General features: G+C 71.3%; 17 protein-coding genes. 2 read left to right on the forward strand and 15 right to left on the reverse strand.

Features of this window, described 5'->3' with window-relative positions:
• Positions 1-125: 125 nt before the first annotated feature.
• From ACFV18_RS15640 to ACFV18_RS15705, 14 genes are all read right to left on the reverse strand, one after another.
• Entirely contained in the window at positions 126-3,401 is a 3,276-nt protein-coding gene (locus tag ACFV18_RS15640; protein WP_380483367.1) for a ribonuclease E/G, read from the reverse strand.
• A gap of 363 nt (positions 3,402-3,764) precedes the next feature.
• The gene (locus ACFV18_RS15645) at positions 3,765-4,538 is read right to left on the reverse strand and encodes a TIGR03936 family radical SAM-associated protein (protein WP_380483369.1); all 774 of its coding nucleotides are present in this window, start codon (positions 4,536-4,538) and stop codon (positions 3,765-3,767) included.
• Between the two features lie 133 nt (positions 4,539-4,671).
• A complete protein-coding gene (locus ACFV18_RS15650; RefSeq protein ID WP_380483371.1) occupies positions 4,672-5,292 on the reverse strand; it encodes a hypothetical protein in 621 nt (206 codons plus the stop codon).
• Positions 5,293-5,407: 115 nt separating this feature from the next.
• Positions 5,408-7,336, reverse strand: coding sequence for a TIGR03960 family B12-binding radical SAM protein (locus ACFV18_RS15655; RefSeq protein ID WP_380483373.1), 1,929 nt, complete (start codon positions 7,334-7,336; stop codon positions 5,408-5,410).
• Between the two features lie 102 nt (positions 7,337-7,438).
• Entirely contained in the window at positions 7,439-8,638 is a 1,200-nt protein-coding gene (rodA, locus tag ACFV18_RS15660) for a rod shape-determining protein RodA (RefSeq protein WP_380483375.1), read from the reverse strand.
• The gene (mrdA, locus tag ACFV18_RS15665) at positions 8,635-10,869 is read right to left on the reverse strand and encodes a penicillin-binding protein 2 (protein WP_380483377.1); all 2,235 of its coding nucleotides are present in this window, start codon (positions 10,867-10,869) and stop codon (positions 8,635-8,637) included. The genes rodA and mrdA overlap by 4 nt, the downstream gene beginning before the upstream one ends.
• Before the next feature lie 21 nt (positions 10,870-10,890).
• Entirely contained in the window at positions 10,891-11,538 is a 648-nt protein-coding gene (mreD, locus tag ACFV18_RS15670; protein ID WP_380483379.1) for a rod shape-determining protein MreD, read from the reverse strand.
• Positions 11,538-12,470, reverse strand: coding sequence for a rod shape-determining protein MreC (mreC, locus tag ACFV18_RS15675; protein WP_380483381.1), 933 nt, complete (start codon positions 12,468-12,470; stop codon positions 11,538-11,540). The genes mreD and mreC overlap by 1 nt, the downstream gene beginning before the upstream one ends.
• Before the next feature lie 88 nt (positions 12,471-12,558).
• On the reverse strand, positions 12,559-13,584 hold the full coding sequence (locus ACFV18_RS15680) for a rod shape-determining protein (protein WP_380483469.1): 1,026 nt from the start codon (positions 13,582-13,584) through the stop codon (positions 12,559-12,561).
• A gap of 325 nt (positions 13,585-13,909) precedes the next feature.
• The gene (gene ndk, locus ACFV18_RS15685) at positions 13,910-14,323 is read right to left on the reverse strand and encodes a nucleoside-diphosphate kinase (RefSeq protein ID WP_380483383.1); all 414 of its coding nucleotides are present in this window, start codon (positions 14,321-14,323) and stop codon (positions 13,910-13,912) included.
• A gap of 83 nt (positions 14,324-14,406) precedes the next feature.
• Positions 14,407-14,751 carry a DUF4233 domain-containing protein gene (locus ACFV18_RS15690; protein WP_380483385.1) on the reverse strand — a complete coding sequence of 115 codons (345 nt, stop codon included), beginning with the start codon at positions 14,749-14,751 and terminating at the stop codon, positions 14,407-14,409.
• Between the two features lie 6 nt (positions 14,752-14,757).
• Positions 14,758-16,149, reverse strand: a complete 1,392-nt coding sequence (locus ACFV18_RS15695; protein WP_380483387.1) for a bifunctional folylpolyglutamate synthase/dihydrofolate synthase — start codon at positions 16,147-16,149, stop codon at positions 14,758-14,760.
• Between the two features lie 237 nt (positions 16,150-16,386).
• Positions 16,387-16,905, reverse strand: coding sequence for a hypothetical protein (locus tag ACFV18_RS15700; RefSeq protein WP_380483389.1), 519 nt, complete (start codon positions 16,903-16,905; stop codon positions 16,387-16,389).
• A 277-nt stretch (positions 16,906-17,182) separates the two neighbouring features.
• Complete coding sequence (locus ACFV18_RS15705; protein WP_380483391.1) at positions 17,183-19,819, reverse strand: valine--tRNA ligase; 2,637 nt, start codon at positions 19,817-19,819, stop codon at positions 17,183-17,185.
• A 147-nt stretch (positions 19,820-19,966) separates the two neighbouring features.
• Between ACFV18_RS15705 and ACFV18_RS15710 the strand changes: the two genes are divergently transcribed.
• Positions 19,967-20,935, forward strand: coding sequence for a hypothetical protein (locus ACFV18_RS15710; RefSeq protein WP_380483393.1), 969 nt, complete (start codon positions 19,967-19,969; stop codon positions 20,933-20,935).
• A gap of 43 nt (positions 20,936-20,978) precedes the next feature.
• The gene (locus ACFV18_RS15715) at positions 20,979-21,824 is read left to right on the forward strand and encodes a hypothetical protein (protein ID WP_380483395.1); all 846 of its coding nucleotides are present in this window, start codon (positions 20,979-20,981) and stop codon (positions 21,822-21,824) included.
• A gap of 81 nt (positions 21,825-21,905) precedes the next feature.
• Here the strand turns inward: ACFV18_RS15715 and clpX are convergent, their stop codons facing one another.
• On the reverse strand, positions 21,906-23,192 hold the full coding sequence (gene clpX / locus ACFV18_RS15720; protein WP_073812376.1) for an ATP-dependent Clp protease ATP-binding subunit ClpX: 1,287 nt from the start codon (positions 23,190-23,192) through the stop codon (positions 21,906-21,908).
• Between the last annotated feature and the right edge of the window lie 88 nt (positions 23,193-23,280).

Genomic DNA, 23,280 nt, shown 5'->3' on the forward strand with positions numbered 1-23,280 from the left:
CCGGGAGGTGAGATGCTCAGGAGCATGGCGTCAACACGCCGAGGGTCAAGAATACGGACCTGTCCATCCGAAGACAAACCGGGCCGTGCGAAGGGCCGGGACCGAGGTCCCGGCCCTTCGTGGCCTCACTCTGCGGCGCCGTCACCTTCGGCGGCCGCGGCCTTCTTGGCCGCCGCGCTGGTCCGCTTGGTGGCGGTCTTGCGGGCGGTGGTCTTCTTGGCCGCCGCGGCGGTGGTCTTCTTCGCCGCGGTCTTCTTTGCGGTGGTGGTCTTCTTCGCCGCAGTGGTCTTGGCGGCCGTCTTGCGGGCGGCCCGCTTCTTCGGCGCCGGCTCATCGGTCTCGACCGCCGCGGCGACCTCGGCCTCGGGCTCCACCGCGGCGACGGCCTCGGCCGTCACCTCGGCAGCGGTCTCGGCGACCGGCTGCTCGACGGCGGACTTCTCCGCGGCGCTCAGCGCGGCCTCCATCGCGGCCTCGGCGCGGGCCTGCAGCACCACGATCTCGGCCTCGCCGGACGCCCCGGCCGGAGCGGTGGCCTTGCGCACCGCACGGCGCCGGGTACGGCCCGCCGGGGCAACGGCCGGCGGGATCTCCACCAGGCTCGGCTTCTCCTCGGCGACCGGCTCCTCGGCCGCGGGCTCCTCGACCACGACGGTCTCCACGACCTCGACCGGCGCCTCGACCTGCTCCGGCTCCTCGACGGCCTCGACCGCGACCGCGGCCTCCACCGGCTCGGCGCTCTCGACCGTCTCGACGGCCTCCGCCTCGGCCTGCCCGGCCCCGCCGCGGCCCCGGCGACGGCGCTTGCCGCCGCCCTCGCCCGCACCGGTGACGGTGGCAGCCGCAGCGGCACCGCCGCCGTGGCTGTGCGGCTGGTCCATGTGGACGATCACGCCACGGCCGTTGCAGTGCACGCAGGGCTCGGAGAAGGACTCCAGCAGGCCCTGACCGACCCGCTTGCGGGTCATCTGCACCAGGCCGAGCGAGGTGACCTCGGCCACCTGGTGCTTGGTGCGGTCGCGGCCCAGGCACTCCAACAGGCGGCGCAGCACCAGGTCGCGGTTGGACTCCAGCACCATGTCGATGAAGTCGATCACGATGATGCCGCCGAGGTCGCGCAGCCGCAGCTGGCGGACGATCTCCTCGGCCGCCTCGATGTTGTTGCGGGTGACGGTCTCCTCGAGGTTGCCGCCCTGGCCGACGAACTTGCCGGTGTTGACGTCGATGACGACCATCGCCTCGGTCCGGTCGATCACCAGCGAACCGCCGGAGGGCAGCCAGACCTTGCGGTCCAGCGCCTTCATCAGCTGCTCGTCGATCCGGTACGTGGCGAACACATCGACGTCCGAGGTCCACTTCTGCAGGCGCTCGGTGAGGTCGGGGGCGACGTTCGAGACGTAGTCGTGGATGGTGTTCCAGGCGTCCGTGCCGCTGACGATGACCTTGGTGAAGTCCTCGTTGAAGATGTCGCGGACCACGCGCACCGTCATGTCGGGCTCGCCGTAGAGCAGCGCCGGGGCGTTGCCGGAGGCGGCCTTCTTCTGGATCTCCTCCCACTGCGTCTGCAGGCGCTGGACGTCGCGGGTCAGCTCCTCCTCGGAGGCGCCCTCGGCGGCGGTGCGGACGATCACGCCCGCGTCGTCCGGGACGATCTTCTTGAGGATCTGCTTGAGGCGGGCCCGCTCGTTCTCCGGCAGCTTGCGGGAGATACCGGTCATCGAGCCCTCGGGCACGTACACCAGGTAGCGGCCGGGCAGCGAGATCTGGCTGGTCAGGCGGGCGCCCTTGTGGCCGATCGGGTCCTTGGAGACCTGGACCAGCACGGACTGGCCGGACTTCAGCACCGACTCGATCCGGCGCGGGCCGCTGTGGCCGCCCAGCGCACCGAAGTTGACCTCGCCGGCGTACAGCACGGCGTTGCGGCCCTTGCCGATGTCGACGAACGCGGCCTCCATCGACGGCAGCACGTTCTGCACCTTGCCCAGGTACACGTTGCCGACGTAGCTGGTGGCCTGCTCCTTGTTGACGTAGTGCTCGACCAGCACGCCGTCCTCGAGCACGCCGATCTGGGTGCGGGTGCCGCTCTGGCGCACCACCATGACCCGCTCGACGGACTCGCGGCGGGCCAGGAACTCGGCCTCGGTGATGATCGGCACCCGGCGGCGACCCAGCTCGCGGCCCTCGCGGCGGCGCTGCTTCTTGGCCTCCAGGCGGGTGGAGCCCTTGATGGACTGCACCTCGTCCGGGTCGAACGCGGGCTCGGTGGAGCGGCGGCGCGGCTCGCGGACCTTCACCACGGTGCGCACGCCGTCCTCGGTGGTCTCCGCCGCGTCGGCACCGCCCTCACCGCTGCGGCGGCGACGGCGACGGCGACGGCGCGAGGAGGACAGGCCGGCGGCCAGGTCGTCCTCGTGGTCCTCGTCCTCGTCGTGGCCTTCCTGGGCCTCGGGCTCCTCGTGGGTGTCCTCGGTCTCGGTCTCGACGGTCTCGGTGCCCTCGGCCGGCTCGCCCGCGTCCTCGGCCTCACCACGACGGCGACGACGGCCGCCCCGACGGCGACGGCGGGACGGACGGCCGTCCTCCTCCCACTCCGACTCCTGCTCCGGGCCGGTGGCGGGCGCCTCGACCTCGGCCGGGGCCTCGGCCTTCACCGGCTGCGCGGCCTTGGCGGGCTGGGCGACCTTGGCGGCCTTGGCCCCCTTCGCGGGCTGCTGGACGCGCACCTGGGTGCGCACCCGGCGGCGGCGGCCGACGCCGCTGTACTCGAACTCGTCGTCGGTCTCGGCCTCGTCCTGCGGCGCGGCGGCCGGGGCCGGCTCGGCCTTGGCGGCGGGCGCGGCGGCTGCGGGCGCGGCCGCGGGCTCCTGGAAGACCGGCGCCTGGAAGATCGCGGTGGAGGGGCGGACGGCACGGCGGCGGGCGCGCGGCGGCTCGGCCGGGGTCTCGACGACCGGCTCGGCGACCGGCTCCTCGGCGACCGGCTCGGCCTCGGGCTCCTCCTCGACGGCCGGCTCCTCGGCCGGCACGGGGCTCTGGGCGGGCGCGGAGACGCGCTTGCGCGCCCGGCGGGCGCGAGCGGGCTTCTCCTCCGCGGCCGGCTCGGCGGCGGGCTCCTCGGCCACCGGCTCGGCGGCAGCGGGGGTGGTGGTCTCGGGCGCGGTGGCCGGGGCCTCGACGCGCTTGCGGGTACGCCGGGCCCGGACGGGCTTCTCGGCGGCCGGCGGCTCCTCGGCACTCGCCGGGGCGGCCGCGACGACGGTCTCGGCGCTCTCGCTCGCGGCGCCCTGCGGGGAGCCGGCCGGGCGGGAAACCGCCCGGCGCCGGCGGCGCGGCGGGGCGGCGGAGGCGCCGTCGTCGGTGTTGTCGGCCGCAGCGGACTGCGGTTCGGTGTTTTCGAGCATGCGGGTGTGTCTCCCGTCAGGCCCCCGGGCTCCGCATCCGGGCACGACGTGCCACCGCATTCACCAGCCGGCCGCACCTTTCGGGCGGTTCCGGCTCCCACGGTGCCGTCGTTCGGACGCGAGGCCGCACAGGGGCTCGTAGTCTCGCTCGACCCCCGCAAGGCGCGGGGAGTCGAAAAGTCTTCTGGTTTGACCAGTCTTCTCAGTTTTCAAGGGCCGGGCCGAGGGACGGCCGGGCCTTCGCGCAACGACGCTCGCTCCCCTGGGGAGCCGCGGAGGCCGGGGAGCCGCAGGCCCGGAGATGAGCTCCGTGCCTGCGCTCCCGCCCACTCGGCGGACGGCGGATGCGCGCGGCGGGGCGGCCTACCGGCCGACCTCGGCCGCGGCGCGGTCGAGCGCCAGCGGGTCGGTCACCGTGCCGGTCTGCTCGTCGAGCGGCCCCTGCGCCAGCCTGGTCACCTCTGCGGGGACCGGCGGCGCGAGGTCGGCCGTCGAACGGAGGCCGGACAATACGTCGTCGGGTCGTACGGCGGGTGTGGCGTGTCGTACTACCAGGCGCAGTATCGCACAGGGAGCACCCGTACGAACATCGTCCGCACCCTCGGTGAGTGTGTCGTCACCGATCCCGACCTGCACGGAGCCCTCCGGGAGCAGCTCCATGGCCGCGACGGCGGAGCGCGCGTCGAAGGTGCGCAGGCCGTTCTTGGTCATCCGCTGCACCTCGACCGCCTCGGCGGCCAGGAAAACGGCGGCGGCCCGCTCGGCCTCCGCGGGCTCTACGCCGGGCAGGCGCAGCAGCCACTCGGAAGCCTCCAGCCGCTCCACGAAGTTGCTGGTGCGCACCTCGACGGCATCGGTGATGTCCAGACCGGGCGGCAGCGACTCGTCGAGCTGGCGGCGCAGCGCCTCCGGGTCACGGGGCGCGGCGAGACCGATCTCCAGGTACTCGGCCTCGCTCGCGGTACCGGTGGGGGCGGCGTTCGCGTAGGAAACCTTGGGGTGCGGGGTGAAGCCCGCGGAGTAGGCCATCGGGACGGCCGAGCGGCGGAGCGCGCGCTCGAACGCCCGCTGGAAGTCCCGGTGGCTGGTGAAGCGCAGACGGCCGCGCTTGGTGTAGCGCAGACGGATGCGCTGCACCGTCGGCGCGGGCGGCGGACCGTCGGGCGTGCGGCGTGCCAGGGAGCTCAGTCCTTCGTCAGTGTGTCCCCGTCCGGCCTCGCACCGCTTGCGGCTCCGGCCGAACTCTGTCGTTCCAAGGGTACGCGGTGCTTCAGCCCAGCAGCGTCCGGCGTACCTCCCGGGCGACCCGACGGATCTCCGCCTTGACCGGCCACCACACCTGGCGACGCACCCAGCGGCACGGACGCACCACCGTGAAGCGCCAGATCCGGCCGCCCAACCGCCACGCCCACACGAACGCCAGCCACAGCGCGCGCAGCACCGGGAACAGCACCGGCCGCCACAGCCCGTAGTAGAGCCCCTTGCCGAGCGGCACCAGAATCCACCGCCACACCGCCCGGGCCGGCACCGCCACCAGGTACCAGGCCAGCCAGGAGACCCCCCGGCCGAGCCCCACCGCGACCGCCCGCACCCCGCGCCCGATCGGCGCCAGCACCCAACGCCACAGCCACTCCAGCGTCGGCCGCACCACCCAACGCCACAGCCGGCTCAGCGGTATGACGACCAGCCATCTCAACAACGGCTCCAGCACGTACCGCCACAGCAACCGCAGCGGCCGCACCAGCACCTTGTCGCACACCCACCCGATCCCCCGGGCGATCAGCAGCACCAACTCCCACAGCAGCCGCAGCGGAACCACCACAGCCACCACCACCGGCCGCACCACGGCCACCAAACACCCGCCGCCGCCCTGCTGTTGCCGCTGCTCCACCGCTGCCACTCCCCGTCCGAACGATCGACCGATGGTAGACCGGGCCGATTTTCCGACACAGCGCGAAGCCCCCGCCGCAACGGGTGCGACGGGGGCAATGACCGCTGGGGGAACGTCAGTTGTTGACGACCGTCAGGGGCAGGAGCTTCTTGCCGGTGGGGCCGATCTGGATGTGGGTGTCCATCTGCGGGCAGACGCCGCAGTCGAAGCACGGGGTCCAGCGGCAGTCCTCGACCTCGACCTCTTCGAGGGCGTCCTGCCAGTCCTCCCAGAGCCAGTCCTTGTCGAGGCCGCTGTCGAGGTGGTCCCAGGGGAGGACTTCCTCGTAGGTGCGCTCGCGGGTGGTGTACCAGTCGACGTCGACGCCGGTGCCGGCCAGGCCCTTCTCGGCGGAGGCCATCCAGCGGTCGTAGGAGAAGTGCTCGCGCCAGCCGTCGAAGCGGCCGCCGTCCTCGTAGACGGCGCGGATGACGGCGCCGAGGCGGCGGTCACCGCGGGAGAGCAGGCCTTCGACGATGCCGGGCTTGCCGTCGTGGTAGCGGAAGCCGATGTTCTTGCCGAACTTGCGGTCGCCGCGGATGGAGTCGCGGAGCTTGGTGAGCCGCTCGTCGGTGGCTTCGGCGGACAGCTGCGGCGCCCACTGGAAGGGGGTGTGCGGCTTGGGGACGAAACCGCCGATGGAGACGGTGCAGCGGATGTCGTTGGTACCGGTGACCTCGCGGCCCTTGGCGATGACGTTCTTCGCCATCTCGCCGATCTGGAGGACGTCCTCGTCGGTCTCGGTGGGCAGGCCGCACATGAAGTACAGCTTCACCTGGCGCCAGCCGTTGCCGTACGCGGTGGCCACCGTGTTGATGAGGTCCTCCTCGGACACCATCTTGTTGATGACCTTGCGGATCCGCTCGGAGCCGCCTTCGGGGGCGAAGGTGAGGCCGGAGCGGCGGCCGTTGCGGGAGAGCTCGTTGGCGAGGTCGATGTTGAAGGCGTCGACCCGGGTGGAGGGCAGCGAGAGGCCGATCTTGTCCTCGGCGTAGCGGTCGGCGAGGCCCTTGGTGACGTCGGCGATCTCGGAGTGGTCGGCGGAGGAGAGCGAGAGCAGGCCGACCTCTTCGAAACCGGTGGCCTTCAGGCCGCGCTCGACCATCTCGCCGATGCCGGTGATGCTTCGCTCCCGCACGGGGCGCGTGATCATGCCGGCCTGGCAGAAACGGCAGCCGCGGGTGCAGCCGCGGAAGATCTCCACGGACATCCGCTCGTGCACGGTTTCGGCGAGCGGGACGAGCGGCTGCTTGGGGTAGGGCCACTCGTCGAGGTCCATGACGGTGTGCTTGGAGACCCGCCACGGCACGCCGGGGCGGTTGGGGACGACGCGGCCGATCCGGCCGTCCGGCAGGTACTCGACGTCGTAGAACCGCGGGATGTACACGCCACCGGTCTTGGCGAGGCGCAGCAGCAGTTCGTCGCGGCCGCCGGGGCGGCCCTCGGCCTTCCAGGCGCGGACGATGTCGGTGATGTCGAGGACGGCCTGCTCGCCGTCGCCGATGACGGCGGCGTCGATGAAGTCGGCGATCGGCTCGGGGTTGAACGCGGCGTGGCCACCGGCCAGCACGACCGGGTCGTCCATGGTGCGGTCCGCGGCGTTCAGCGGGATGCCCGCCAGGTCGAGCGCGGTCAGCATGTTGGTGTAGCCGAGCTCGGTGGAGAACGACAGACCGAAGACGTCGAAGGCCTTGATCGGGCGGTGCGCGTCCACCGTGAACTGGGGAACGCCGTGCTCGCGCATCAGGGCTTCGAGGTCGGGCCAGACGCTGTAGCTGCGCTCGGCGAGGACACCCTCGCGCTCGTTCAGCACCTCGTAGAGGATCATGGTGCCCTGGTTGGGCAGGCCGACCTCGTAGGCGTCGGGGTACATCAGCGCCCAGCGGACGTCGCAGGCGTCCCAGTCCTTGACGGTCGAGTTGAGCTCGCCACCGACGTACTGGATCGGCTTCTGGACGTGCGGGAGGAGGGCCTCCAGGCGTGGGAAGACCGATTCGACAGTCATGCGCAAGGACCTTTACGGCAGAAAAAGCAGTGACCCTTCAGGGTAGCCGAGCCCCGAGGGTCACTGTTTCCGCGCCTGACGGCGGCCAGGGCCGGTCCGGCCCTAGATCGCTATCGGCCGCTGTGAGCGCACGGACTGCAGCAGCCCGATCGCGACCCACACCGCGAACATCGAGGAACCGCCGTAGGAGACGAACGGCAACGGGATGCCCGCGACCGGCATGATGCCGAGGTTCATGCCGATGTTCTCGAAGGCCTGGAAGGCGAACCAGGTGACCGCGCCGGCCGCCATGATCGTGCCGAACAGGTCGGTGGCCTGACGCGCTATCCGGCAGGCCCGCCACAGGATGATGCCGAGCAGGCCGATCATCACCATGGCGCCGATGAAGCCGAGTTCCTCGCCGGCCACGCTGAACACGAAGTCGGTCTGCTGCTCGGGCACGAACTGGCCGGTGGTCTGGGTGCCGTGGAACAGGCCCATGCCGGTCAGGCCGCCGGAGCCGATGGCGATCCGGGCCTGGGCGGTGTTGTAGCCGACGCCGGACGGGTCGAGCGCCGGGTTGGCGAAGGCCGCGAAGCGGTCTATCTGGTACTGGCTGAGGATGCCGAGCTTCCACACCGCGAGCGCGCCGGTGGTGCCGCCGGCCAGCAGACCGATCACCCAGCGGTTGGCGGCGCCGGAGGCCATCAGCACACCGAGCGTGGTGACGGCCATCACCATCACCGAACCGAGGTCGGGCATCAGCATGACCACGCCCATCGGGAAGGCCGCGACGGCCAGCGACTGCAGCACGCTGCGGGTGGGCGGGAACTCGCGCTCGCCGGCGTCCACCCGGGCGGACAGCACCACGGCCATGCCCAGCACGATCGCCAGTTTGGCGAACTCGGCGGGCTGGATGGAGAAGCCACCGCCGAACTGGATCCAGGAGTGCGCGCCGTTGATGGTGGAGCCGAGCGGGCTGAGCACCGCGAACAGCATCAGGATCACGGCCAGGTAGACGAACGGCACCGCGGTGCGCAGCCGCCGGGTGCCGAGCGCGATCACCCCGACGCACAGGCCGATGCCGATCACCAGGTTGGTCAGGTGCCGGTACAGGAAGTACTGCGGGTCGCCGTGGGTCAGCGAGTCGCGGCCACGGGTGGCGGACCAGACCAGCAGCGAGCCCATGAAGGACAGCGCCAGCGCCGCCAGGATCATGATCCAGTCGAGCCGCCGCAGCGGGGAGTCCTTGGCCAGCGCCCGGGAGAGCGAGGAGCGCCGCGGGGCGAGCCGCACGGTGCGGTACGAGCCGTAGGAGGTCATGACCGGCCCCTTCCGTAGCTGCCGGCCCGGTTGGGCTCCAGCGCGGCCAGCGCCACCGCGGTGGCCGGGCCGGCCTGGGCCGGGCGGGCCGGGCCCAGGAAGGTCCGGTCGCCCTCGTAGCTGTACGAGGCCTGGAGGATCGCGGTGCCGTCCGGGTTGAACTTGGGCAGTTCGGCCTGCGGCTTCGGCAACAGCGCCTTGGCGTTGTCGACGTTGCCCTTGTCGTCCACGCCGTACAGCGCCTGGTAGATCCGGCGCACCGAGTCGCCGGAGCCACCGGAGCCGGTGCCGCCTTGGCTTATCGTCATGACCACCGCGTAGTCCTTGCTGTAGGTGGTCAGCCAGGAGGTGGTCTGCTTGCCGGCGACTTCGGCGGTGCCGGTCTTGGCGTGCAGTTCGATCTTGCCCTGCGGCCAGCCGGCGCCGGTGAACTTCCAGGCGGCGGTACCGGCGGTGACGACGCCGGCAGTGGCCTGGTCGATGTACTCCAGCAGCTGTCCCTGGGCGGGGATCTTGCCGTCCTCGTGCGGGGCGATGTCGCGCACCAGGGTGCCGTCGGGGCTGACCACCGCCTTGCCGATGCTGGGCCGGTACAGGGTGCCGCCGTTGGCGAGCGCCGAGTAGATCCGGGCCATCTGCAGCGGGGTGACCAGGGTGTCGCCCTGGCCGATGGCGAAGTTGACCATGTCACCGGCGCGCATCTGGTTGCCGTCGGCGCAGTTCTCGCGGGCGATCTCGTCGGCGTACTCGTGGCCGCCCTTGGCCGCCTGGTCGCACCAGGACTGCTTCATCGCGTCGTAGTAGGCCTGCTTCCACTGCCGGTCGGGAACCCGGCCGGTCACCTCGCCCGGCAGGTCGATGCCGGTCTTGGCGCCGAGGCCGAACTCGTGGGCGGTCTTGAAGAACCAGTCCGGGGCGTCCTTCTTGGGCTTGAGGCCGCCGTCCTTCATCCACTGGTCGTAGGCCAGGCCGTAGAACACGGTGTCGCAGGAGACTTCGAGCGCCTTCTCCAGGGAGATGTCGCCGAATTGCTCGGACTCGAAGTTCTTGAACTCGCGGCCGCCGATGGTCAGCGACTTCGGGCACGGGTAGTGCCCGTTGAGGTCGTATCCGGCCTGCACGGCGGCGGTGGTGGAGATCACCTTGAACGTCGAGCCGGGTGCGGACTGACCCTGTATGGCCCGGTTGATCAGCGGGTAGTTGGAGTCCTTGCTGTTCAGCGCCTCGTAGTCCTTGGCGGAGATGCCGCCGACCCACAGGTTGGGGTCGTAGGTGGGGGCGCTGGCCATCGCGACGATCCGGCCGGTGTGCACGTCCATCACGACGGCCGCGCCGGAGTCGGCGAGGTAGTTCTTGTTGGTCTCCTTGTCGAACTGGGTGCGCGCCTCGACCATCGCCTGGTTGAGCTGGTCCTCGACCACCTTCTGCACCCGGGCGTCGATCGAGGTGACCAGGTTGTTGCCGGGCTGGGCGGGGGTGGTGCCGGCGCTGCCGATCACCCGGCCGAGGTTGTCGACCTCCAGCCGGTCGACGCCGGTGGTGCCGCGCAGGTCGTCGTCGTAGACCGACTCCAGGCCGGCCCGGCCGATCTGGTCGGACGGCAGGCGGCGTTCGCGGCCGGACTTGTCGGCGGTCTTGGTCACTTCGTCGTCGGTGACCGGCGACAGGTAGCCGAGGATCTGGGCGGCGCTGGCGCCCTCCGCGCCGGTGTAGCGGCGCAGTGCGGTGGGCTGGGCGGTGACGCCGGGGAAGTCCTCGCGGCGCTCCATTATCTGCATCGCCTGCTGGGTGGTGGCCTGCTGGGTGACCGGGATCGGCTGGTACGGGGAGCCGTTCCAGCACGGCTGCGGGGTCTTCGCGTCGCACAGCCGGACCTTGTTCTTGACGTCGTCGGCGGGCACGCCGAGGACGTCGGCGAGCCGGGACAGCACCGCCTTGCCGTGGTCCTTCTGCTGCATCAGCGCGGTGCGGGACACCGACACCACCAGCTTGGTCTCGTTGCCGGCCAGGATCCGCCCGGCGGCGTCCAGGATCTCGCCGCGGACGGCGGGCTCCACCACCTCGCGGATGTGGTTGCCCTGGGCCTTGGCGGTGAACTCCTTGCCGTTGCGGATCTGCAGGTACCACAGCCGGCCGCCGAGGGTGGCCAGCAGCGACAGCACCAGGATCTGCAGCACCACCAGCCGGATCGTCACCCGCCGGGTACGGCCGGTATCGGGAATGTTCGTCACGTACGCGTACTCCGTCCCGGCTCAGGGGCGCTTGGCGAGGCCGAGCGCGCGCTTCTTCTTGTAGGAGGCGGTGGGCGAGGCCTCGCGGGTGGTGCGGTAGCGGGCCAGCGCGCCGAGGCCGGAGCCGCCGTCCGCGCCGCGCACCGTCTCGTTGACCACCCGGTCGCCGTCGAAGCGGCGGGCCAGCAGCATCACCAGCGGCACCGTGAACGGGGCCAGCAGCACGTCGTACAGCAGGGCGCTGAACACCAGTCCGGTCAGGCCGACGTGCCGGGCCGCGGTGTCGCCGACCAGGGCGCCGACGGTGGCGTACAGCAGGGTGGAGACCACTGCGGCGACCGCCACCACGCCGATCGCGCTGAGCGCGGAGCGCTGCCGGCCGCTCTCCGGGCGGAGCAGCCCGGCGCCGTAGCCGACCAGGCAGAGCACCAGCGCGTAGCGGCCGACCGCGTGGTCGGACGGCGGGGCGAGGTCGGCCAGCAGGCCGGCCAGGAAGCCCGCCAGGCAGCCGCCGGTCGGGCCGTACACCAGACCCAGGCCGACCACCACCAGCATCAGCAGGTCGGGGGTGGCGCCGGGCAGTTGGAGCCGGCCGAGGACGCTGACCTGGATCACCAGGGCGAGCACCAGCAGGACGGCGGACAGCAGGATCCGAGACGGACGAAACATCAGTTCCCCCCGGTGGTGGGCGGTGCGGCGATCGGCGCCTGCGGGTTGCCCGCGGCGCCGGCGGAAGCGGCGGGGACCGGCGGCAGCACCGCGTCCCGCGGGTCGGTGCGCGGCGGCACGACCACCACGCCGACCAGGTCGAGGCGGGTGAACTGCACGTACGGCTCGACCAGGATGGTCTTGGTGAGCTGGCCCGGGGTGGCCTGCACCTCCTTGACGGTGCCGACCGGGACGCCGGGGACGAACGGGCGCCCGCTCTGCGAGCCGAAGGTGACCAGCCGGTCGCCGGCCTTCACCTGGGCGCGGCCGTTCAGCAGCTCGATCTTCATCGGCGAGGCCCCCTGGCCGGCCGCGAAGCCGATCTCGTTGTTGCCCTCCAGCCGGACGCCGGCGGTGAAGCCGGGGTCGGAGGCCAGCAGCACGGTGGCGGTGGTCGGGGCGACGGTGGTGATCCGGCCGACCAGGCCCTGGCCGTCGATGACGGTCATGTCGCGGGTCAGACCGTCGTCGCTGCCGGCGTCGATGGTGATGGTCCAGGAGAAGCCCTGGGCCGCGCCGACCGCGATCACCTGCGCGGCCTTGATGGTGTAGCCGCCGGTGCCTGCGGTGCGCAGCATGTCGTCCAGCTGCTTGGTGCGGCCGGCCGCGGCGTCCGAGGAGGCCAGCTTCTGGCGCAGCTCGGTGTTCTCGCGGGTGATCTGGTCCAGGCGCTGCTGGTGGGTGCTGGCGTCACGGATCGCGCGGATGTACCCGGCGACCGGGTCGACGGCGCCCGCCGCCGCGTTCTCCACCGGGCCGAGCACGGACGCGGCCGCCCGGCGCGGGGCGCCGAGCGGCGAGTCCTGGCCGCCCTTGATGTCGACGGTGATCAGGGCGAATGCGAGCGCGACCAGCAGGACCAGCAGTAGTCGACTCTGTCGGGTGTCCCTCACGGTGCTGGTGCCGCCCCTTCGTGCTGAGTGTCCATCTGCTGGTCCATCAGCTCTGTCAGCTCTGTCTGTTGTTCAGTTGGAAAGTTGTCTAGCGACGCGGCTGGGCGTCGAGTACCTGCTGGAGTGCCTCGAACTCCTCGACGCACTTGCCCGCCCCCAGGGCCACCGAGTCGAGCGGGTTCTCCGCGATGTGCACCGGCATGCCGGTCTCCCGGCGCAGCCGCTCGTCCAGGCCGCGCAGCAGGGCGCCGCCGCCGGTGAGCACGATGCCGCGGTCCATCACGTCACCGGCCAGCTCCGGCGGGCACTGGTCGAGGGTGGTCTTCACCGAGTCGATGATCGAGTTCACCGGCTCGTCGATGGCCTCGCGGACCTCGGCGGCGGAGATCACCACGGTCTTCGGCAGGCCGGAGACCAGGTCGCGGCCGCGGATCTCGGCGTGCTCGTCCTTCTCGCCCTCCAGGCCGAACGCGGAGCCGATCGACATCTTGATCTGCTCGGCGCTGCGCTCGCCCAGCAGCAGGCTGTACTCCTTCTTGATGTGCTGGACGATCGCGTTGTCCAGCTCGTCGCCGGCCACCCGCAGCGACTGGGCGGTGACGATGCCGCCGAGCGAGATCACCGCGACCTCGGTGGTGCCGCCGCCGATGTCGACGACCATGTTGCCGGTCGGCTCGTGCACCGGCAGGCCGGAGCCGATCGCGGCGGCCATCGGCTCCTCGATGATGTGCACCTGGCGGGCGCCGGCCAGCATGCTGGCCTCGACCACGGCGCGGCGCTCGACGCCGGTGATGCCGGACGGCACGCACACCACGACCCGGGGGCGGGCCAGGTAGCGGCGGCGGTGGATCTTCAGGATGAAGTACCGCAGCATCCGCTCGGTGATCTCGAAGTCGGCGATCACGCCGTCCTTCAGCGGCCGGATCGCCACGATGTTGCCGGGGGTGCGGCCGATCATCTGCTTGGCCTCGGCACCCACCGCGAGGATTCCGCCGGTGTTGGTGTTCACCGCGACCACCGACGGCTCGTTCAACACGATGCCCTTGCCCCGGACGTACACCAGTGTGTTCGCGGTGCCGAGGTCGATCGCCAGGTCCCGGCCGAGGAACGACAGGTTGTTCGCCATGGGATGTCGAGTGCCTTCCCGAATGTGGATCAAGGGCGGGGGGAGAGAGCCGGCCGCGCGGGCCCGCAGCGGGGCTGACGGCGGCTGAGCAGCCGCTCCGGGCCCGTGAGTTGGGTCCATCGTAATCACGCCGGACGGTGCGAACGGCGGGCACGGAGTCCCGCCCATTCTCCGGCGACGGATCGGCTTCTCCTGGCATTGGGACGCCGTGTCGGAGCGCAGGGTTCCGTGATTTGAGGATTAACGCCCAGTTGGGCGAAGTGCCCCTGCCGAGGCAGGGGCACCGGGGCCGTTCAGGACTTCTACCGGATCCTCAGACCTGGGACGGGAAGAAGATCTTGATCTCCCGCTCGGCCGACTCCGGCGAGTCCGAGGCGTGGATCAGGTTCTCGCGGGTGATCGTCGCGTAGTCGCCGCGGATGGTGCCCGCGCCCGCCTGCAGCGGGTCGGTGGCGCCGGCCAGCGCGCGGATGCCCGGGATCACGTTCTCGCCCTCGACGATCAGCGCGATCGACGGGCCGGAGGTCATGAACTCCAGCAGCGGCTCGTAGAACGGGCGGCCGACGTGCTCGGCGTAGTGCTGCTCAAGGGTGCCGCGGTCGAAGGTGCGGAGCTCCATCGCGGCGAAGCGCCAGCCGGCCTTGCGCTCGATCCGGCTGATGATCTCGCCGGCCAGGCCGCGCTTCACGGCGTCGGGCTTGAGCAGGACGAGAGTGCGCTGGGACACGGGGCGGCTCCTGAGATCGTGGTCGTGCGGTGTGTGCACCTGACACTACCCCGGCCGGGTGGCCGCCCCCGCGACCAGCCCGGTCAGGCGGTCGCCTCGGCCGCCGCCGCGCGCTGCGCCTTGAGTTCGTCGATCTTGCGGCCGTAGTGCACCGAGCACCACCACAGGCCGCCGAACACCACACCGAAGGCGAACATCGTCGGCAGCACCAGGCCGCTGGCCAGCACGCCGAACTGCAGCGCCCAGCCGACCCAGACCGCGCCCGGCCGGGTGATCGCGCCGCACAGCAGCACACACAGCAGGATGGCGATACCGCTGACCGTCCAGATGGCGCCGGTGCCCACGTCGGTCAGCTTCATCGCGACCAGGCCGGCGAACATGATCAACAGCGCCTCGCCGATCAGGGTGGAGGAGCACAGGGTGCGCATCGGCCGCTACTTCCTTCCGAACAGCAGGCGCGCCTCGCCCACCGTGATGACGGAGCCGGTGACCAGGACCCCGGCGCCGCCGAGATCCTCCTCCTCGGCCAGGGTGACCGCGGCGTCGATGGCGTCGTCCAGCCGGGGCTCGACCTGCACCCGGTCCTCGCCGAACACCTCGACGGCCAGCGCGGCCAGCTCGTCGACGGGCATCGCGCGGTGGGTGGAGTTCTGGGTGATGACGACCTCGGCGAGGATCGGCTCGAACGCCTCCAGCAGGCCGGTGACGTCCTTGTCGCCGCTGGTCCCGATCACGCCGACCAGCTTGGTGAAGCCGAACGCCTCGCCGAGCGCGGCGACCGCGGCCTGCGCGCCGTGCGGGTTGTGCGCGGCGTCCAGGATCACGGTGGGGCTGCGGCGGACGACCTCCAGGCGGCCCGGCGAGGAGACGCCGGAGAACGCCTGGCGGACCTTGTCCTCGTCCAAGTGCTCGGCGCCGCCCTGGCCGACGCCGAAGAACGCCTCGACGGCGCTCAGCGCGAGGGCCGCGTTCTGCGCCTGGTGGTCGCCGTGCAGCGGGAGGAAGACGTCCTGGTACTCGTGGCCGCCGAGGCCGCGCAGGGTGACCAGCTGGCCGCCGACGGCGACCTCGCGGCGCAGCACGCCGAACTCCATGCCCTCGCGGGCCACGGTGGCATCCACCTCGACGGCCCGGCGCAGGATCGTCTCGGCGGCGTCCAGCTGCTGCTGGGCGACCACGGCGAGCGCGCCCGGCTTGATGATCCCGGACTTCTCCACCGCGATCTTGCCGGTGGTGTCGCCGAGCTTGTCGGTGTGGTCCAGGCCGATCGGGGTGATCACCGACACCTGGGCGTCGATCACGTTGGTGGCGTCCCAGGAGCCGCCCATGCCGACCTCGACCACCGCGACGTCCACCGGGGCGTCCGCGAAGGCCGCGTACGCCATGCCGGTGAGCACCTCGAAGAAGGACATCGCGACCGGCTGCGCCGCGTCCACCATCTGCACGTAGGGCGCGATGTCGCGGTAGGTCTCGACGAACTTCTCCGGGCTGATCGGCGCCCCGTCCAGGCTGATCCGCTCGGTGACGGACTCCACGTGCGGGGAGGTGTAGCGGCCGGTGCGCAGCTCGAAGGCGCCCAGCAGTTGCTCGATCATCCGGGCCGTGGAGGTCTTGCCGTTGGTGCCGGTGATGTGGATCGACGGGTAGGAGCGCTGCGGCTGGCCGAGGATGTCCATCAGCGCCTCGATCCGGTCGAGCGAGGGCTCCAGCTTGTTCTCCGGCCAGCGGGTGGCCAGCTCGGCCTCGACGGCGCGCAGTTCGGAGTCGGTGCCGCCGGCGTCGGCGGGACGGACGGTGTAGGGGTTGGGCTCGGCCTTGTCGCTCACCCTGCCAGTCTAAGGACTCCCGACGTCCGTCCCCGACGGCCACCCCGGTGGCCTGCGGACCGGCTCCGGACCTCTTGACACCGCCATTGATCCACTCCGCCGCGTGAGTCGCTCGTCCAACTCCTTGGCTCCCCCGCACCGCAATCCCACCCGCGCGCCGTGCCGCAGCAGCACCACGGCACCGACGGCACCGGGCCCGGCGGGGAGCTCCCCGCCGGGCCCGGCAGTGACGATCCGTCACGTGGTGACGCGGGGCGTGGGCAGCCGGGCGGCGTGACGGCGGCGCAGTTCGGTGGCGATCTCCTCAGCCTCGCCGTCCGGCAGCAGCGGCAGCATCATCGCCACCGCCTGCACCAGGCCGCCCAGCAGGTAGGTGGTGTCGGGAGTACCGGCCACCAGGGCGCGGACCGCGGCGACGTCCCCGTCCGCGACCGCCTCCAGCAGCAGCGCCGCGCCGGCCGTCTCCTCGTCCACCGCGACCTCGCACGTGCCGTACGGGGCGCGCCGGGCCAGGCCGCGCAGCACCCGGTCGGCGACCTCGGGGGCGTACGCCTTGCGGACCGCCTCGGCGGCGATCCACACCAGCAGGGTGGTCGCCTCGCGCTCGGCGTTCTCGGCGAGCAGCAGGTCGAGTTCGGTGTCGAAGGCGAGCTGGTTTCCGTGCCGGAATGCCAGCAGGAGGGTTGCCGCCCGGGCCTTGGCCGCCTCCACCTCCGCCATCGGAAGTTCGTCGGCCAACTCCCTGGTCGCCACCATGCGTCTGCCCTCCGTTCGATGCCCCGCCCGAATGGGAACTCCGCCCCACCGTACACATTCGATGTGCGAAGTTCGCTGAACGCGCGGGGGGCGGCAACGCGATGTATTCCCTTTGGCGGAGTGCGCCAATTGCCGGGAATACTGGACGAATAGCCGCAGCGAAACCGTTACGACGACGCGCGGCCAAGGGAATTGACAAACCGCCGGCGCCAACTCGGGAAAAGCGAAGGGCCGCTGCGCCCGCAGTGCGGGAGCAGCGGCCCTTCCTGACGCGCGGTCAGCCCTGCGGCAGCGCCGCGAGCTGGGCGGTGATCCGGGCGATGTCGGCCTCGGCGGTCTCCAGCCGGAGCCGGATCTTGGCGACCACCTCGTCCGGCGCCTTGGCCAGGAAGGCCTCGTTGCCGAGCTTGCCGTTGCTCTGCGCCTTCTCCTTCTCGGCCGCCGCCAAGTCCTTCTGCAGGCGCTTGCGTTCGGCCGGGACGTCGATGGTGCCGGACAGGTCGAGCGAGACGGTGGTGCCGGCCACCGGCAGCGAGGCGGTGGCGTGGAAGCCCTCCTCCGGCGCCGTCAGCCGCAGCAGCGAGCGGATCGCCGCCTCGTGCACCTCCAGCCGGTGCCCGGCCAACTCCAGCTGCGCCGGGACCTTCTGGGTGTCGCGCAGGCCCTGGTCGTTGCGGAACCGGCGGACCTCGGTGACCAGCTGCTGGAGCTGGGCGATCTCCGACTCGGCGTCGGTGTCCCGGTAGCCGGAGTCCTTCGGCCACTCGGCGACCACCACCGACTCGGCGCCGGTGAGCGCCGTCCACAGCGCGTCGGTGACGAAGGGGACGATCGGGTGCAGCAGACGCAGCGTCACGTCCAGCACCTCGCCGAGGACGCGGCGGGCGTGGTCGGCCTGCGCGCCGCCCTTGCCCAGGGTGGTCTTGGACAGCTCGACGTACCAGTCGAAGACCTCGTCCCAGGCGAAGTGGAACAGCGCGTCGGAGACCTTCGCGAACTCGAAGTCCTCGTACAGCGCGTCCACTTCGGCCACGGTGGCGTTCAGCCGGGACAGGATCCAGCGGTCGGCCGCGGTCAGCTCCTCCGGGGCCGGCAGCGGGCCCTGGACGGTGGCGCCGTTCATCAGCGCGAAGCGGGTGGCGTTCCAGATCTTGTTGCAGAAGTTCCGGGCGCCCTTGACCCAGTCCTCACCGATCGGCACGTCCGCACCGGGGTTGGCGCCGCGGGCCAGCGTGAAGCGGACGGCGTCGGCACCGTAGGCGTCCATCCAGTCCAGCGGGTCGACGGCGGTGCCGGAGGACTTCGACATCTTCTTGCCGAACTGGTCGCGGACCAGGCCGGTCAGCGCGATGGTCTTGAACGGGATCTCGCCGTCCATCGCGTACAGGCCGAACATCATCATCCGGGCGACCCAGAAGAAGATGATGTCGTGGCCGGTCAGCAGCACGTCGGTCGGGTAGAACTTCTCCAGGTCGGCCGTCTTCTCCGGCCAGCCCAGCGTGGAGAACGGCCACAGGCCGGAGGAGAACCAGGTGTCCAGGACGTCCGGGTCCTGCACCCAGCCCTCGCCGGTGGGCGGCTGCTCGTTCGGGCCGACGCAGACGACCTCGCCGTTGGGGCCGTACCAGACCGGGATCCGGTGGCCCCACCACAGCTGGCGCGAGATGCACCAGTCGTACATGTTGTCGACCCAGTCGAAGTAGCGGCGCTCCAGCTCCTTCGGGTGGATCTCGACCCGGCCGTCGCGGACGGCGTCGCCCGCGGCCTTGGCCAGCGGCTCGACCTTGACCCACCACTGCAGCGACAGCCGCGGCTCGACCACGGTGTGGCAGCGCGAGCAGTGGCCCACGGCGTGCTCGTAGGGGCGCTTCTCGGCGACGATGCGCCCCTGCTCGCGCAGCGCGCCGACCACGGCGGAGCGGGCCTCCAGCCGGTCCAGGCCGAGGAACGGGCCGTGCACGGTGATCACACCGCGCTCGTCCATCACGCTCAGGTTCGGCAGGTTGTGCCGCTGGCCGATGGCGAAGTCGTTCGGGTCGTGGGCCGGCGTCACCTTGACGGCGCCGGTGCCGAACTCCGGGTCGACGTGCTCGTCGGCGACCACCGGGATCTCACGGTCCGTCAGCGGCAGCTTGATGGTCCGGCCGACCAGGTGCGCGTAGCGCTCGTCGGACGGGTGGACGGCCACCGCGGTGTCGCCCAGCAGGGTTTCGGCGCGGGTGGTGGCGACCACGATCGAGTCGTCGCCGTCGCCGTAGCGGATCGAGACCAGCTCGCCCGGGACGTTCTCGTGCTCGACCTCGATGTCGGACAGCGCGGTCAGGCAGCGCGGGCACCAGTTGATGATGCGCTCGGCGCGGTAGATCAGGCCGTCGTCGAAGAGCTTCTTGAAGATGGTCTGGACGGCCTGCGACAGGCCCTCGTCCATGGTGAAGCGCTCCCGCGACCAGTCCACGCCGTCGCCGAGGCGGCGCATCTGGCCGAGGATCCGGCCGCCGTAGTTCTCCTTCCACTCCCAGACCTTCTCGACGAAGGCCTCGCGGCCCAGGTCGTGCCGGGACAGGCCGGACTCGGCGAGCTGCTGCTCCACCTTGTTCTGGGTGGCGATGCCCGCGTGGTCCATGCCCGGGAGCCACAGCGCCTCGAAGCCCAGCATCCGCTTGCGGCGGGTCAGCGCGTCCATCAGCGTGTGCTGGAACGCGTGGCCCAGGTGCAGCGCACCGGTGACGTTCGGCGGCGGGATGACGATGGTGTACGCGGGCTTGTCGCTCTTCGCGTCGGCGGTGAAGTAGCCACGCTCTACCCAGCGCTCGTACAGCTCGCCCTCTACCTCGGCCGGGGCGTAGGTCGTCGGGAGGGTGGCTGCTTCGTCCCCGGGCTTGCTCGCGGGGCGCTGGTTCGTCGTGTCGGTCACGACGCACAGTTTACGGAAGCCGCGGCGGCAGTTGTGACCCGACAGTGCGGCGACCGGTCGGGCGCGCTGGGGGGGCTGTACGGTAGCGTGCCCGCATAGTCGACCGGACGGGGCCGCGCAACAGAGGCGGCGGGGGAGAAAAGACATATGTACGGCCAGGGCCAGGGACCGCAGCAGTATCCGCAGGGGCAGCCGCAGCAGCCGTACGGTGCTCCCCCGCCGCAGCCCGGCTACGGCGCTCCGCAGCAGCCGCCGGCCTATGGCGCCCCCCAGCCGCCCGCGTACGGCGCTCCGCAGCCGCCGGCCTACGGCGCTCCGCAGCCCCCCGCCGGGCAGCCCGGCTACGGAGCCCCCCAGCCGCCCACCGGGCAGCCGGGGTACGGCTACCCGCAGCAGGCGCCGCCGCCCCAGCAGCAGTGGGGCGGCATGCCCCAGCAGCCGGGTCAGCCCGGCCAGCCCGGCTACGGCGGCTTCCCGCCGCCGGCCGCCCCGTCCAAGGGCAAGGGCGGGATCATCGCCCTGGTGGTGGTCCTGGTGCTGGCCGCCGGCGGCGGCGCCGCCTGGTGGGCGCTGAGCGGCACCAAGGGCTCGGACACCGAGGGCAAGTACAAGCTGTCCGCGCCGGAGAGCGCCGCCGGCTACACCAAGAAGAACGCCGACGAGAAGGGCGGGCTGAAGGGCCTGGAAGGCGTCGGCACCTTCGAGGGCACGCTCTCCGCGACCTACCAGAAGACCACCACCGATGCGGCCAGCCTCAGCGGTTCCTGGGGCAAGATCCCGGACCCGGCCAAGGCGCTCGACACGGTCACCAAGAAGATCAACGAGGGCGACAGCAGCGACGCCTCCGCGGGCAAGCTGGTCTGGAAGCAGGAACTGACGGACGTCGACGCCAGTGACCCGACGGACCCGGGCGCCAAGCTCCGCTGCGGTGTGGGCACCTCGGACACCGGCACCGGCAAGGCCTCGATGGGCATCCCGATGTGCCTGTTCGCCAGCCACTCCACCATCGGCGTGGTCGCGTTCGTCTCCCTGGACCCCTCCGGCAAGAGCATCAGCACCACCGAGGCCGCCACCCGCGCCCGCCAGCTGCGCGACGCCGCGACCGTCACCAAGTAGCCACCACAGCACCGCACTTCACGCTCGAACGGAGTATCGCCCCGTGTCCGACAACCAGTTCGGCCCGCCGCAGCCCGGCTTCGGACCCCCGCCTGCCCAGGACGGTTCGATACCCCCGCAGGACGCGCCCGCCGCGCCCCAGGGCGGCTACGGCCAGCCGACCGTGCCCGCAGCACCCCAGGGCGGCTACGGCCAGCCGGCCGCCCCGCAGCAGGCCTGGGGCGGTGGCGGCGTGCCGCCGCAGGCGTTCCCGCCCGGCACCCCCGGCGGTTACCCGCCCGGTTACCCGGTGGCGCCGAAGAAGTCCCGCAAGGGCCTGTGGATCGGTCTGTCCGTGGTGGCCGCGGTGGTTCTCGGCGGCGCGGGCGTGCTCGGCTACCTGATCTACGACACCGCGGCGGAGACCGGCAAGAACAAGGTCGTCCTGCCGCAGTCCTTCCACGACATGACCAACGACCCGAACGACGCGGACGCCAAGGACCTGGCCAGCGAGCTGCAGAGCGGCATGCAGGCGGAGAAGGACTCGTTCACCAACCCCGAGCCGGTCAGCGCCATCTACCGGTCCTCGGACGAGGAGAAGATGCTGCTGGTGTCCGGCCTGACCGGCCACGTGCTGCTGCCGTCCAAGCAGGTCGACGCGCTGTACAGCAGCCTCCCGGGCGGCGGCGCCACCAACCGCACCGACGTCGACGCGGGCCCGCTCGGCGGCCGGATGTCCTGCGGAAACCTGGAGTTGGGCGGCCAGAACGGCGGCATCTGCGTCTGGGCCGACAGCTCCTCCGTGGTGATGGTCCTGGAGCTCGACATGTCCGCCGAGGACGGCGTCACCAAGGAGAAGGTCATCGCGGACGCCCAGGAGCTGCGCAAGCTCGCCGAGGTCCCCAAGTAGCCTCCGCCGCACGGGACATGAAAGGGCCCCGCACCGTTCACCGGTGCGGGGCCCTTTCGCTGTCGCCGGGTTGACGCCGGGTCAGGCGCTCTTCTCGCGGCGCTCACGCTTGATCATGTCGCGCGGGACCAGGGTCGGGATGGCGTGCTTGGAGACCACATCCCCGGTGACCACCACGCGGGCGACGTCCTGACGGGACGGCACCTCGTACATCACGGACATCAGCACCTCCTCCATGATGGCCCGCAGACCGCGCGCGCCGGTACCCCGCAGGATCGCCTGGTCGGCGATCGCCTCCAGCGCGTCCCGGGTGAACTCCAGCTCCACGCCGTCGAGTTCGAACAGCTTGCGGTACTGCTTCACCAGCGCGTTCTTCGGCTCGGTGAGGATCTGCAGCAGCGCCTCGCGGTCCAGGTTGTGCACGCTGGTGATGACGGGCAGGCGGCCGATGAACTCCGGGATCATCCCGAACTTCACCAAGTCCTCCGGCATCACCTGACGGAAGTGGTCCGAGGCGTCCAGCTCGCGCTTGGAGCGGATGGTGGCGCCGAAGCCGATGCCCTTGGCACCCGCCCGGCCCTCGATGATCCGCTCCAGGCCGGCGAACGCGCCACCCACGATGAACAGCACGTTGGTGGTGTCGATCTGGATGAACTCCTGGTGCGGGTGCTTGCGGCCCCCCTGCGGCGGCACCGAGGCGGTGGTGCCCTCCAGGATCTTCAGCAGCGCCTGCTGCACGCCCTCGCCGGAGACATCGCGGGTGATCGACGGGTTCTCGCTCTTGCGGGCGACCTTGTCGATCTCGTCGATGTAGATGATCCCGGTCTCGGCCTTCTTGACGTCGTAGTCGGCCGCCTGGATCAGCTTCAGCAGGATGTTCTCGACGTCCTCACCGACGTAGCCGGCCTCGGTCAGCGCGGTGGCGTCCGCGATCGCGAACGGCACGTTCAGCATCCGGGCCAGGGTCTGCGCCAGCAGCGTCTTGCCGGAGCCGGTCGGGCCCAGCAGCAGGATGTTCGACTTGGCCAGCTCGATCGCGTCGTCCCGGCCGGAGCCGGAACGGCCGGCCTCGCCCGCCTGGACGCGCTTGTAGTGGTTGTAGACCGCGACCGACAGCGCCTTCTTGGCGAGGTCCTGGCCGACCACGTACTGGTCCAGGAACTCGTAGATCTCGCGGGGCTTCGGCAGTTCCTCGAAGCGCACCTCGGAGCTCTCGGCGAGCTCCTCCTCGATGATCTCGTTGCACAGGTCGATGCACTCGTCGCAGATGTACACGCCTGGCCCGGCGATCAGCTTCTTCACCTGCTTCTGCGACTTGCCGCAGAACGAGCACTTGAGCAGGTCGCCACCGTCTCCGATGCGTGCCACGAGGTGCTTCCCCTTCGCCAGGGGCCCCGCGGGGGTCGGGGCCTGGTGCTGTGAGACCGGCTGCGCCGTCGGCGGTCGGTCTGGTATC

Source organism: Kitasatospora sp. NPDC059673 (assembly GCF_042734215.1).
In the GTDB taxonomy this organism is placed as follows: Bacteria; Actinomycetota; Actinomycetes; order Streptomycetales; family Streptomycetaceae; genus Kitasatospora.